12 protein-coding genes are annotated in these 13009 nt (G+C 71.0%); 6 read left to right on the top strand and 6 right to left on the bottom strand.

The genetic code is table 11. The annotated features are described in order from the left end of the window. The first annotated feature begins 40 nt into the window (after nt 1–40). The 5 genes from WD341_RS18250 (at nt 41) to WD341_RS18230 (ending at nt 5625) form a co-directional block, all read left to right on the top strand. Nucleotides 41–688, top strand: a complete 648-nt coding sequence (locus WD341_RS18250) for a 2,3-diphosphoglycerate-dependent phosphoglycerate mutase (protein WP_368426920.1) — start codon at nt 41–43, stop codon at nt 686–688. 153 nt (nt 689–841) lie between these two features. Further along, nucleotides 842–2239, top strand: coding sequence for a murein hydrolase activator EnvC (locus WD341_RS18245; protein WP_368426919.1), 1398 nt, complete (start codon nt 842–844; stop codon nt 2237–2239). Then, nucleotides 2239–3609 (top strand): S41 family peptidase, encoded by a 1371-nt coding sequence (locus tag WD341_RS18240; RefSeq protein ID WP_368426918.1) that lies wholly within the window; start codon nt 2239–2241, stop codon nt 3607–3609. Before WD341_RS18245 ends, WD341_RS18240 begins: the two co-directional genes overlap by 1 nt. A gap of 199 nt (nt 3610–3808) precedes the next feature. Beyond that, nucleotides 3809–5095 carry a divergent polysaccharide deacetylase family protein gene (locus tag WD341_RS18235; protein WP_368426917.1) on the top strand — a complete coding sequence of 429 codons (1287 nt, stop codon included), beginning with the start codon at nt 3809–3811 and terminating at the stop codon, nt 5093–5095. A gap of 8 nt (nt 5096–5103) precedes the next feature. Continuing rightward, nucleotides 5104–5625 carry an RNA pyrophosphohydrolase gene (locus WD341_RS18230; RefSeq protein ID WP_368426916.1) on the top strand — a complete coding sequence of 174 codons (522 nt, stop codon included), beginning with the start codon at nt 5104–5106 and terminating at the stop codon, nt 5623–5625. Nucleotides 5626–5666: 41 nt separating this feature from the next. Here the strand turns inward: WD341_RS18230 and WD341_RS18225 are convergent, their stop codons facing one another. The 6 genes from WD341_RS18225 to WD341_RS18200 all read right to left on the bottom strand — a co-directional run bounded on the left by WD341_RS18225 (nt 5667) and on the right by WD341_RS18200 (nt 11733). Beyond that, nucleotides 5667–6500: a ferritin-like domain-containing protein gene (locus WD341_RS18225; protein ID WP_368426915.1), complete on the bottom strand. Its 834-nt coding sequence runs from the start codon at nt 6498–6500 to the stop codon at nt 5667–5669. Nucleotides 6501–6754: 254 nt separating this feature from the next. After that, nucleotides 6755–7165, bottom strand: a complete 411-nt coding sequence (locus WD341_RS18220; RefSeq protein ID WP_368426914.1) for a F0F1 ATP synthase subunit epsilon — start codon at nt 7163–7165, stop codon at nt 6755–6757. 21 nt (nt 7166–7186) lie between these two features. Beyond that, nucleotides 7187–8623 (bottom strand): F0F1 ATP synthase subunit beta, encoded by a 1437-nt coding sequence (gene atpD, locus WD341_RS18215; protein WP_368426913.1) that lies wholly within the window; start codon nt 8621–8623, stop codon nt 7187–7189. Between the two features lie 72 nt (nt 8624–8695). Beyond that, nucleotides 8696–9583 (bottom strand): F0F1 ATP synthase subunit gamma, encoded by an 888-nt coding sequence (locus WD341_RS18210; protein WP_368426912.1) that lies wholly within the window; start codon nt 9581–9583, stop codon nt 8696–8698. Nucleotides 9584–9643: 60 nt separating this feature from the next. Then, a complete protein-coding gene (atpA, locus tag WD341_RS18205; RefSeq protein WP_368426911.1) occupies nt 9644–11173 on the bottom strand; it encodes a F0F1 ATP synthase subunit alpha in 1530 nt (509 codons plus the stop codon). Further along, complete coding sequence (locus WD341_RS18200; protein ID WP_368426910.1) at nt 11173–11733, bottom strand: F0F1 ATP synthase subunit delta; 561 nt, start codon at nt 11731–11733, stop codon at nt 11173–11175. The genes atpA and WD341_RS18200 overlap by 1 nt, the downstream gene beginning before the upstream one ends. Before the next feature lie 332 nt (nt 11734–12065). Between WD341_RS18200 and WD341_RS18195 the strand changes: the two genes are divergently transcribed. Continuing rightward, nucleotides 12066–12896 (top strand): dimethylarginine dimethylaminohydrolase family protein, encoded by an 831-nt coding sequence (locus tag WD341_RS18195; RefSeq protein WP_368426909.1) that lies wholly within the window; start codon nt 12066–12068, stop codon nt 12894–12896. Nucleotides 12897–13009 lie beyond the last annotated feature (113 nt).

The raw sequence follows: 13009 nt of genomic DNA, 5'->3' as shown, positions 1-13009 counted from the left end.
CAGGGCACTCGACGAACCGGATCCGAGGAGACGCATCCCGATGAATGCCCTGCTGCTGCTGCGCCACGGCCAGAGCGACTGGAACGCCCAGAACCGCTTCACGGGCTTCGTCGACGTCGACCTCACCGAGGCCGGCGAGGCGGAGGCGCGCAAGGGCGGTCGCGCCCTGCGCGGCCTGCACATCGACCGGCTCTACGCCTCGACCCTGAAGCGCGCCTACCGGACGGTCGAGCTGGCGATGGAAGCCTGCGGCGACAACGAGCACCTGAAGGATCCCGACGGCAACTGGATCATGGTCCGGCACGACGACCTGCGCGAACGCGACTACGGCGACCTCGCCGGCCTCAACAAGGCCGAGACGGCCGAGCGCTACGGCAAGGAGCAGGTCCATATCTGGCGGCGCAGCTACGACGTGCCGCCGCCGGGCGGCGAGAGCCTGGCCGACGTCGTCGCCCGGGTCGGCCCCTACTACGAGCGCGAGCTCCGGCCCAAGCTGGAGGCCGGCGAGACGATCCTGGTCGGGGCCCACGGCAATACCGTGCGCGCGCTGCTGGTCGCGCTCGGCCTGCACTCGCCCGAGGACATCTCCGGCGTCGAGATCCCGACCGGCGTGCCGATGCTGTTCGAGCTGAAGGAAGGCCGCCCGGTCGCCTACCGCTTCCTCGACGGCGAGGCGGCGGCGGAGTAGCGCCGCACCCGCGCCCCCGGGCCGCCCTACGCGAGCCTCGGGACGTGGCGCGCGTTCTTCGCTAGTCTGCGGGCGATGCTTCCGTTCCAACACCCGCCGGCCCAAAGCCCTCTGGCACGAAACCCGCTGGCCCAACACCCGCCAGCGGCTGCCGTGCGCCCGGCGGGGGCCCTGCGCGCGGCCGTCGTCCTGTGCCTGGGCCTCGCCACGGCGCTTCCGGCGCCGGCTACCCAGGCCCAGGGCACGGGCCAGCCGGCTCCCGACAGCGAGCTGGAGAACGTCGAGCGCCAGCTCGAGCTCAAGCGGCAGCGCGCCGAGGAGCTGGCCCGGGAGCGCGCGGCCCTGAACGACGAGATCGCCGGGCTGCGCCAGCAGGCGATCACCGCGGCTCGCGAGGCGCAGAACCTGGAGAGCGAGCTCGACGCGATCGAGTACACCCTGGCGGCGTTGCGCGCCGAGGAGGCCCGACTGGGCCACGGCCTGGACCAGCAGCGGCAGACGCTGACCGAGACGCTGGCGGCGCTGCAGCGAGTCGCGCTACTGCCGCCGGAGAGCCTGCTCGGCCAGCCCGGCGAGCCGCTGGACCTCGCGCGCGGCGCCCTGCTGCTCGGCGTCGCGGTGCCCGAGATCGAGCGCCAGGCGGCCAGGCTGCGGCACGACCTGGAAACCCTCGCCGAGCTGCACGACCAGATCGACGGGCAGCGACGCGATCTCGGACAGGCCGCCTCGCGGCTGGCCGGAGAGCGCGAGAAGCTCGACGGGCTGGTCGCACGCAAGCAGACGCTGGAATCGGCGGCCGGCGCCGACCAGCAGGCGCTGGAGCGGCAGGTCTCGAGCCTGGCCGGCGAAGCGCAGTCGCTGCGCGACCTGATCGTCCGCCTCGAGGAGGACCGCAAGCGCCGCCAGGAGCAGGCCCGGCGGGTTCGCGAGGCCGCCGAGCAGGCCGCCGCCGCGGCCGAGGCCCGCGCCCGCGCCGAGGCCGCCGAGCGGGCCGCCGCGCAGCCGGCTCCCGGAGCCGCCCCCGGGGCCCAGCCCGGGGCGCAGCCGCCCGCGGAGGCCCCGGTCGAAGCCCCGCCGCAGGTCGCGGCCCTACCGGCCCCGCCGGCGGCCGAGCTGTCCAGGCCCGCAGGCCTACGGGGCTTCCAGCGCGGTGCGGACGTCCTGGTGATGCCGTTGCGCGGCCGCGTCGCCCGCCGCTTCGGCGAGCCGGCGGAGGGCAGCTGGGAATCGGCGCAGGGGCTATCGCTGGCGGCGCGCGCTGGCTCGACCGTGGTCGCGCCCTACGACGGGCGCGTCGCCTATGCCGGGCCGTTCCGCGGCTACGGGCTTATATTGATTATAGAGCACGGCGACGAATATCATTCCCTGGTAGCGGGCTTCGACCGCTTGACGGCCGTTGTCGGACAGTGGGTTCTTGCCGGCGAGCCGGTCGGCACGCTGCGGACCGGCGCCGAGCCCGACCAGAGACTCTATCTCGAGCTGCGGAGGAACGGCGTGCCGGTCGATCCCCTGCCCCTGCTTGCAACCGGCGACGACAAAGCGAGAGGCTGATGCGATTTCTTCTTCCGGCGGCCGTGGCCGCCCTGCTGCTGACGGCCGTGCCCGCGACCCACGCGCAGGATAACCAGTCCACCTACGAGCAGCTCAAGCTGTTCGGGGACGTCTTCGAGCGCGTGCGCGGCGACTATGTCGAGGAGGTGACCGACGAGCAGCTGATCGAGGCGGCGATCCGCGGCATGCTCGGTCATCTCGACCCGCATTCGAGCTATCTCGACCCCGATTCCTTCGGCGACATGCGGGTCCAGACGCGCGGCGAGTTCGGCGGCTTGGGCATCGAGGTCACAATGGAGAACGGCGTGATCAAGGTGGTCTCGCCGATCGAGGACACACCGGCCTTCCGCGCCGGCCTCGAAGCCGGCGACCTGATCACGCACCTTGACGGCGAGCCGGTGCTCGGCCTGTCGCTCACCGAGGCGGTCGACAAGATGCGCGGCCCGATCGATTCGACCCTGACGGTGACCATCCTGCGCGGCGAGCGGGAGCCCTTCAACGTCACGCTGACGCGCGCCGTCATCAAGGTCCAGTCGGTGCGCAGCCGGGTCGAGGGCGACGTCGGCTACCTGCGCATCACGACCTTCAACGAGCAGACCTCGCCCGGCGTCGAGCAGGCCATCGAGTCCCTGAAGCGCGAGCTCGGCGACGGCATGCACGGGCTGGTGCTCGACCTGCGCAACAACCCGGGCGGCCTGCTCGACGAGGCGATCAGCGTCGCCGACGATTTCCTCGATCGCGGCGAGATCGTCTCGACCCGCGGCCGCCACGAGGACGACACCAAGCGCTGGAACGCCACGCCCGGCGACCTCGCCGCCGGCATTCCCATGGTCGTGCTCATCAACGGCGGCTCGGCCTCGGCCTCGGAGATCGTCGCCGGCGCCCTGCAGGACCATCACCGGGCCATCGTCATGGGCACCAAGTCCTTCGGCAAGGGCTCGGTCCAGACGATCATCCCGCTGGCCCAGCACGGCGCCATGCGCCTCACGACGGCGCGCTACTACACGCCGAGTGGCACCTCCATCCAGGGCACCGGCATCGAGCCCGACATCATCGTGGCGCGCGCCCAGCTGGAGGAGATCCAGGGCGGCGTGCAGCGGCGCGAGGCGGACCTGCGGGGTGCACTGAGCAACGACACGCCGGGCGCGCCGGACGGCCTGGAAGCGCCGGTTCCCGACGCCCTTCAGGATCCAGCCCAGGATCCGGCCCAGGATCCGGCCGGCCCCCCCTCGGGCGGCACGGAAGGGGTCCCGCCGGGGGAGGTCGCGACACCCGGCGCCGCGGACGCGGCCCTGCAGGACTACCAGCTGGCCCGAGCCATCGACCTGCTGAAGGGGCTCTACCTGTTCAGAGAGCGCACCACCAACTGACCGTCTCGGTCCCGCTCTCGCCGCCGGCAGGCCCGGGTCTGCAAACCGTCCCGTGCACCGGCGGCTTCCGCGCTCTCGGCGATTCCGGTAGCCTGCCCGGCCGGAGCCAAGCGGCTCGCCGCGCGGGCTTCCGGCGCGGACGCACGGACGAGGGAGCGGCGGGCGGTGGGGCCGCCGTGCAGGCTTGGGCACAGGATCCTTGAACGAGGCTGGCGACAGGGTCCGGACCGGCGACCGGCCGGCCGGCGGGGCCGTGCGGCCGCCGCGGCGCGGCCGGCGGGTCCTGGCCCTCGCCTGGCTGCTGCTGCTGCTGACCGTCGGGGCCGCCCTGGCCTACGCCTTCCTGACCTATCGGCCGACCATTCCCGAGCCGACGGTGACGCCGGCGCCGCGCTTCGAAGAGGCGCCGGTCCCGCCCCCAGAGCTGCCGGACGATGTTCCCCAAATCGGCACGGGGGAAGGCGAGAGCCCCCCCTCCGGCACGCCGCCGGACGAGGCGACGGAGGCATCGCCAGAGGCCGAGCCCGCCCCGACAACGCCCGAGACCACGACGCCCGAGACCACGACACCTGAGCCGCCCGCCGTCCCGAGCGAACCGAAAGCCGAGGCCAAACCAGCCGAAGACGAGCCGCCCCAAAGCGAGCCCGCGGAGGCCGGCACCGGTACACCGCCGGCCGCGACCGAGGCGCCAGCCCCGGCCGACGAGCAGCAGGCCGCGCTGCCGCGCATCCAGGATCCGCCGCTGGCGCCACGCGAGCCGGCCTGGCAGCGCTTCGCCATGCCCCACCCCGAAGCCACCAATCGGCCGCGCATCGCGGTGGTGGTGACCGGTCTCGGCCTGCACGACGACCTGACCCAGCAGGCGATCGAGCTGCCCGCCGCCATCACCTTGTCGTTCTCGCCCTACGCGCGAGGCGTCGAGACCTGGCTCGCGCAGGCTCGGGCGGCCGGCCACGAGGTCATGCTCGACCTGCCGATGGAGCCGCAGAGCTACCCGAACGACGACCCAGGGCACTTCGCCCTCTTCGTCGCCAACAGCAGCGACCAGAACCTCGTCCGGCTCAGAGAGGTCCTGGCACGCGGCAGTGCCTACGTCGGCGTCGCCGCGGTCATGGGCTCGCGCTTCACCGCCGAGGCCGAGGCGCTGCGCCCGGTCCTGACCGCGCTCGGGGACCGCGGCCTGATCTTCCTCGACAACCGCGAGAGCGACACCGGCATCGCCGGCGCCCTCGGCCGCGAGCTCGGCGTGCCGACGCTCTACAGCGACCGTACCCTCGACGGCGAGTTCGTGCAGGCCAATGCGATCGACGCACGGCTCGCCCAGGTCGAGCGCCTGGCGCGCACCAAAGGCGTCGCCGTCGCGCTCGCCAACGTCTACCCCGTGACCTTCAGCCAGCTCGAGCTGTGGGCCGAGGGGCTGCGCGAGAAGGGCCTGGTGCTGGCGCCGGTCACCGCTGTGCTTGGCCGCCAGCCGCCGCCCGAGTGAGGCAAGCCATGGGCCATACGAGCTACGATCCGACCGCCGAAGCCAACCTGACCCGCGAGCAGGCCGAGCGCCTGCCCTACCGGCTGGGAGTCGGCATCATGCTGCTGGATCGCCGGAACCGCGTCTTCGTCGCCCAGCGCGCCGACATGCGCACGACGGCCTGGCAGATGCCACAGGGCGGCATCGATGCCGAGGAGGGGCCCCTACCGGCCGCCCGCCGGGAGTTGCGCGAGGAGACGGGCGTGACCACGGTCGAGCTGCTCGCCGAGAGCCGCGACTGGCTCGACTACGACCTGCCGCTCGACCTGGTGCCCAAGCTGTGGGGCGGGCGCTATCGGGGCCAGCGGCAGAAGTGGTTCGCGATGCGCTTCCTCGGAGCCGAGAGCGAGATCGACATCTTCGGGCCGGACCAGGAGTTCACGGCCTGGCGCTGGTCCCCCCTGCAGGAGGTGCCGGCGCTGATCGTGCCCTTCAAGATCGGCCTGTACCGCCGGATCGTCGAGGAGTTCGCGCCGCTGATCGAGCGCTGACGCCGAGCGACGCCTGCCCCTATCCGACAAGCGGAGCGCGGTCAGGCCGCGACGCCGTCGTCCTCGGGCAGCCGCTGCGCGCGGCTCTTCATCATCCAGAAGGCGCCGCGCGACATCCAGTCGGCGAGGCGGCTCTGGGGATCGAGGCCGGCGGCCTTGAGGGTCATGGAGGTCGCCCGGTCGACGTACTTGCGGCGGTAGATGCGGTAGGCCCGGCCCATGTAGGCATCCGACCAGCGCTTGCGGTCGTAGGGCTCGCCCTCGGCCGCGTTGGCGGCGTAGTACGCATAGGACAGCTCGTCGTCCTCGCTCTCGCGCATCCGCCCGAGCGCGATCAGCAGGCGGCGCAGCCGGCTGATGTTCTCCATGTCGAGGTAGCGCTTCAGGTGGTCGTAGAAGAGCTTGTAGTGGCGCAGCTCATCGGCCGCGACGCGCTGGCAGACCGCCCGCAGCACCGGCTCTTCACAGGCCTCGCCGAGCGAGCCGTAGTAGCTCGAGGTGCCGACCTCGACGATGCAGCGGGCGACCAGCTCGCCGGCGCGCGAGCCACGCACGGATTCGGTGGCATCGACCGAGATGCTGTAGCCGTCGCGGAAGCGCTGCACCGCGGCCGCGAAGTCCCAGTCGGGATCGGCCAGCGTCGCCCAGCGGCCGAGCGCCTCGCCATGCTGGACCTCCTCGGCGGCCCAGCGCTTGGCCTCGCCTTGAAACTCCGGATCGTCGCCGAACACGTTGCAGAGATATTCGGCGTAGTCTTCGCCGTTGTACTCGACCAGACTCGCCGCCTTGACGATCTTCAGCAGCTCCCCGTCGACCTTGCTGGGGTCGAAGCGGTCCCACGGAATGTCGTCAAGCGTCCAGTGCTTGCGGGACATCGCTTGCTTGCCCTTCCCTCTCCGGTTCGCCCTGCCGCCCCGAGCGGGGCGGGCACGGCGTTTCCCCAACGCGGGGGACGAGATGTAGGTTGCGGCCGGGCGCCCCGCAAGGCGGCGCCCCATGCGAAAGGCGTGCACCGGCCCTCCGACTCGCCCGCCCTTAGGGTAATATTAAGAAGAAATGCGGCCGAAAGGAAGCAGGCGCCCTCGCGCGGCCCCGGGACCGAACCCCGAACCGACCCGAAGGCCGGTCTTCAGGAGCCGGCGATCTTGAGCATGGTCTCGCGCAGCGAGATCTCCCGCCGTGCGGCGGTGCGGGCCGTCTCGTCCCTGGCGTCGGCCAGATCCTCGCGGGCGTCCTTCAGGCGCTGCTCGGTCTCGGCGCGGTCGATCCTGTCGACGGGCACCGCCAGCTCGGCCAGCACCGTGCAGCGCTCCGCCGTCACCTCGGCGAAGCCGCCGGCGACGAAGATCCGCTCGCTGAGCGTATGGCGCTCGTTCTTGTAGACCGAGATCACCCCGGCCCGGACGCTCGAGATCAGCGGCGCGTGGCGCGGCAGGACGCCGAAGTCGCCCTCCTCGCCCGGCACGACCACCATGGCGACGTCCTCGGACAACAGCAGCTCCTCGGGCGACACCAGCTCGAATGCGACCGTTTCGGCCATGATCAAGGTCCCCTGCTGGCCCTAGGCCGCCTCGGCGGCGAGCTTCTTGGCCTTCTCGACCGCCTGGTCGATCGAGCCGACCATGTAGAAGGCGCCTTCCGGCAGGTGGTCGTACTCGCCCTCGACGAGGCCCTTGAAGCCGCGCACCGTCTCCTCGATCGGCACCTGCACGCCGGGGAAGCCGGTGAACACCTGGGCGACGTCGAAGGGCTGCGAGAGGAAGCGCTGGATCTTGCGCGCCCGGGCGACCGTCAGCTTGTCCTCCTCGGACAGCTCGTCCATGCCCAGGATCGCGATGATGTCCTGCAGCTGCTTGTACTGCTGCAGCGTCTCCTGGACCCGCCGCGCGACCCGGTAGTGCTCCTCGCCGACCACGCCCGGCTCCAGGATCCGGCTCGTCGAATCGAGGGGGTCGACGGCCGGGTAGATGCCCAGCTCGGCGATCTGCCGGCTCAGCACCGTGGTCGCGTCCAGGTGGGCGAAGGAGGTCGCCGGCGCCGGATCGGTCAGGTCGTCGGCAGGCACGTAGATCGCCTGCACCGAGGTGATCGAGCCCTTGTTCGTCGTGGTGATGCGCTCCTGAAGGTTGCCCATGTCGGAGGCCAGGGTCGGCTGGTAGCCGACCGCCGAGGGAATCCGGCCGAGCAGCGCCGAGACCTCGGAGCCAGCCTGGGTGAAGCGGAAGATGTTGTCGACGAAGAACAGCACGTCCTGGCCTTCCTCGTCGCGGAAGTACTCGGCCAGGGTCAGGCCGGTCAGGCCGACGCGGGCGCGCGCGCCCGGCGGCTCGTTCATCTGGCCGTAGACCAGGGCCGCCTTGGAGGGCGAGCCGTCGGTCTTGATGACGCCGGAGTCCATCATCTCGTGATAGAGGTCGTTGCCCTCGCGGGTCCGCTCGCCGACGCCGGCGAACACCGAGTAGCCGCCGTGCGTCTTCGCGACGTTGTTGATCAGCTCCATGATCAGCACGGTCTTGCCGACGCCGGCGCCGCCGAACAGGCCGATCTTGCCGCCCTTGGAGTAGGGCGCCAGCAGGTCGATGACCTTGATGCCGGTGACCAGAATCTCCGACTCCGTGCTCTGCTCGACGTAGCTCGGCGCGGGGCGGTGGATCGGCGCGCTCTGCTTGGTCGTGACCGGGCCCAGCTCGTCGATCGGCTCGCCGATCACGTTGAGGATGCGGCCCAGGGTCTCGGGACCGACCGGCACGCGGATCATGTCGCCGGTGTCGGTGACCTCATGGCCGCGGACCAGGCCCTCGGTGGCGTCCATGGCGATGGTGCGCACGGTGTCCTCGCCGAGGTGCTGGGCGACCTCCAGAACCAGGCGCTGGCCGTCGTTCATGGTCTCCAGGGCGTTCAGGATCGCCGGCAGGTCGCCGTCGAACTGTACGTCGACGACCGGGCCCATCACCTGGGTGATCTTGCCCACCAGATTCTTGCCGGGTTTCTTGGCCATCTTATGCGAACTCCTTCGCGTCATTCGTCCTTCGGCTCGGCTGTGCGCCGGCCGGGGCGCCGCAGCGCCGCACTACATCGCTTCCTTGGCGGAGATGATCTCGATCAGCTCCTTGGTGATCGCCGCCTGGCGGGTCCGGTTGTAGACCTGGGTCAGGCGCTTGATCATCTCGCCGGCGTTGCGGGTGGCGCTGTCCATGGCGCTCATCCGCGCGCCGTGCTCGCTCGCCGCGTTCTCCAGCAGGCCCCGATAGAGCTGCACCGAGAGGTTCCGGGGCAGCAGCTGCTGCAGGATCTCGCCCTGCTCGGGCTCGTAGTCGTAGACCAGCCCGGGCGCCGCCTCGGCCGCCTCGTCCGCGGCCTCGTCGGGGGCGAAGGGGATCAGCTGCTGGCGCGTGACGATCTGGCTGATCGCCGACTTGAAGCGGGCATAGAACAGCGTCGCCACGTCGAATTCGCCGTTGTCCAGCATCGCCAGCATCCGCCGGCCGATCTCGTCGGCCCGCTCGTAGCTCGGGCGCGGCTTGGAGACGTCCTCGAGGGTGTCGACGATCCGCTTGGCATGGGCGCGGCGCAGCTGGTCGCGGCCCTTGCGGCCGATGCAGAGGATCTTGACCTCCTTGCCCTCGGCCAGCTTCTGGTCGATGAAGCGGCGAGCCTCACGCACGATCGAGGAGTTGAAGGCGCCGCAGAGGCCGCGGTCGGCGGTCGCCACGACGACCAGCTGGACCTGCTCGGAGCCGGTGCCGGCGAGCAGCGCCGGCCCGCCCGGCGTGTTGCGGTCCGCCGCCGCCAGCGAGCCGAGCATGCGGTCCATCCGCTCGGCATAGGGGCGCGAGGCCTCGGCCTGCTCCTGGGCCCGGCGCAGCTTGGCGGCAGCCACCATCTTCATCGCAGAGGTGATCTTCTGCGTGTTCTTGACGCTGCCGATGCGGTTGCGCAGTTCCTTAAGGCTAGCCATGACGCCTCAACAGGTCCCTATCCGTGCGACTCTCGCTTCGCAAAGCGCTCACCGGGCGCCTCAGACGAAGGTCTTCACGAAGTCCTCGAGCAGCGCCTTGAGCCGCTCCTCGGTCTCCGAGGTCAGGTCCTTCTCGGTGCGGATCGCGTCGAGGACCCGGCGGCCCTTGTCGCGCATCTCGCCGAGCAGCTTCTGCTCGAAGTCGTTGATCTTGTTGAGCGGCACCTTGTCGAGATAGCCACGGGTGCCGGCGTAGATGACCACGACCTGCTCCTCGACCGGCAGCGGCTTGTGCTCGGCCTGCTTGAGCAGCTCGGTCAGGCGCTGTCCGCGCTGCAGCAGGCGCTGGGTGGCGGCGTCGAGATCGGAGGAGAACTGGGCGAAGGCCTCCATCTCGCGAAACTGCGCCAGCTCCAGCTTGATCGAGCCGGCGACCTTCTTCATCGCCTTGGTCTGGGCCGCCGAACCGACGCGGCTGACCGACAGGCCGACGTTCACGGCCGGGCGGATGCCCTTGTAGAACAGCCCGGTCTCCAGGAAGATCTGGCCGTCGGTGATCGAGATCACGTTGGTCGGGATGTAGGCCGAGACGTCGCCTGCCTGGGTCTCGATGATCGGCAGGGCGGTCAGGGAGCCGGCGCCGAGCTCGTCGTTCATCTTGGCGGCGCGCTCGAGCAGGCGGCTGTGCAGGTAGAAGACGTCGCCCGGGAAGGCCTCGCGGCCCGGCGGGCGGCGCAGCAGCAGAGACATCTGGCGGTAGGCGACGGCCTGCTTCGACAGGTCGTCGTAGCAGATCACGGCGTGCATGCCGTTGTCGCGGAAGAACTCGCCCATGGTGCAGCCGGAGTAGGGCGCCAGGAACTGCAGCGGCGCCGGGTCCGAGGCGGTCGCAGCGACGATGATCGAGTACTGCAGGGCGCCGCGGTCTTCCAGGGACTTCACGAAGCGCGCGACGGAGGAGCGCTTCTGGCCGATCGCGACGTAGATGCAGTAGAGCTTGCTCTTCTCGTCGTCGCCCTGGTTGGTCGGCTTCTGGTTGAGGAAGGTGTCGAGCACGATCGCGGTCTTGCCGGTCTGGCGGTCGCCGATGATCAGCTCGCGCTGGCCGCGGCCGATCGGGATCAGCGAATCGATCGCCTTGAGGCCGGTCTGCATCGGCTCGTGCACGGACTTGCGCGGGATGATGCCCGGCGCCTTGACCTCGACGCGGCGCCGCTCGACGTCCTCGAGCGGGCCCTTGCCGTCGATCGGGTTGCCAAGCGCGTCGACGACGCGCCCGAGCAGGCCGCGGCCGACCGGCACGTCGACGATCGAGCCGGTCCGCTTGACCGTGTCGCCTTCCTTGATGCCGCGGTCGTCGCCGAATAGCACGATGCCGACGTTGTCGGTCTCGAGGTTCAGCGCCATGCCCTTGATGCCGCCCGGGAACTCGACGAGCTCGCCGGCCTGGACGTTGTCCAGTCCGTAGGCGCGCGCCACGCCGTCACCCACCGACAGCACCTGTCCGACCTCGGCAACATCCGCTTCGGCACCGAAGTTCTCGATCTGCTGCTTGAGGATCTCCGAGATTTCCGCAGCGCGGATGTCCATCACTGAGCCCCTTTCATCGCCAACTGGAGACGATCGAGCTTGCCCTTGAGAGAGCCGTCGATCATTCGGCTGCCGACCCTGACGACGAGACCGCCGAGCAGGGCAGGATCAACCTTCAATTCGATTTTCGCCGTGCCGCCGACGACCTTGTCGATCGCCTGCTGGAGCGTCTTGAGCTGGGCCTTGTCGAGCTCGCGCGCGGCGCTGACCTTGGCCGTGACCTCGCCGCGCCGGCGCGCCAACTCGGCGAGGTAGCCGTCGATCATGCCCGGCAGCGCGAACAGGCGGCGGTTGCCGGCGACGACCAGGACGAAGCGGCGGGTCAGATCGTCGACCCCGGCGCGGCTCAGTACCTCGCCCATCGCGGCGATCTGCTCGTCGCGATCGTAGAGCGGACTGCGCAGCAGTCTGCGCAGGTCCGCGCTCTCCTCGATCAGGCCGGAGAGGCCGCGCAGATCCTCGGCGACCGCGTCCAGCTTCTTGGCCTGGTCGGCGAGCTCGATGAGCGCCGTCGCATAGCGCTTCGCCAGGCCGCCTACAGGTGAGTCCTCGCCTGCCAAACCCCTTGCCTCTCCCTCGAACCGCTGACCGACCCACCGCAGAACACAGGGATCGTCGGAATGGCGCCTCAGGCCCTTCGGGAACGCGGCAGCGCGAGGGCTCGCGCGCGGCGGCTCCCGGCCGAAGGCGGCGCTTGGTAACACAGCCCCCCACCCACTGCAAGCCGACTCGCCCGCGGAAAATCGGCCTTTCGCTGCAGCGCGGCAAGTCTCGCCGAGGCAGCGCCAGCGGTGCGCCCGGCGCCCGCCGCCACGTCGGCTATCGAGGCTCGCGGCGGCCTGCCGCCCAGGCTAGTCTGGCAGGCGTGTACACCTTGCGGAGCCGCCGCGCGATGTCCTTCGCCACAACACCGAGTGCCGCCGCACCGGCCCTGCGCCCCGGCCTGTCCTGCCGCTTCACCCGCGCGATTCTCCGGCGGCCCGCCGCCACGATCGCCCGCGGCCTGCGCGCCGAGGACCTCGGCGACCCCGACCTCGTCCGCTTCGAGCGACAGCACGCCGATTACCGCGCCGCGCTCGAGGCCGCCGGGCTCGCCGTGACCCTGCTGCCGCCGCTGGACGACTACCCCGACAGCGTCTTTGTCGAGGACGCGGCGCTCTGCCTGCCCGGCCTCGCGGTCGCGCTGCGGCCCGGGGCGCCGAGCCGGCGCGGCGAGGCGGCGGCGCTGCGGCCGGACCTGGAGGCGGCCTTCCCCGACGTGCTGGACCTCCCCGAGGCCGCCAGGATCGACGGCGGCGACATCCTGGTCACCGACCGCGAGATCCTGGTCGGGCTGTCGGCGCGCAGCGACGCCGCCGGCGCCGAGGCCCTGGCCCGGGTGCTGGCGCCTTACGGCTACGCGCTGCGCCGCACCGGCACGCCGCCGGGCGTGCTGCACCTGAAGAGCGACTGCGCGACCCTCGGAGGGGAGACGGTGCTGGCGACGCCGCGTCTCGCCGCCAGCGGCTGCTTTGCCGGCTACCGGGTGATCGAGACCGCCGCGGGCGAGGCGGCGGCGGCCAACGCGATCCGGGTCAACGACCGGGTCTTCCTGGCCGCAGGCTTCCCGCGCACCGCCGAGCGGCTGGCGGCCGCGGGCTACGATCTCGCCGTCCTCGACCTCTCCGAGGCGGCCAAGCTCGACGGCGGCCTCTCCTGCCTCTCTCTGCGCTTCTCGGGGTAGGGGCGACCTGCTCTCTTGGATGCGGAGGTGCAGCTCGCGCTTCGTGGTTCGCCCTTCGACAAGCTCAGAGTGAAGGGCGAACCATGCCAGCGTGGGAGCGCCTGGCGCCGATC

The sequence above is a fragment of the Tistlia sp. genome, assembly GCF_040905785.1.
In the GTDB taxonomy this organism is placed as follows: domain Bacteria; phylum Pseudomonadota; class Alphaproteobacteria; order Kiloniellales; family DSM-21159; genus Tistlia.
Note: the sequence above shows the minus strand (reverse complement) of the source record. Positions and strands in the feature narration are given on the sequence as shown.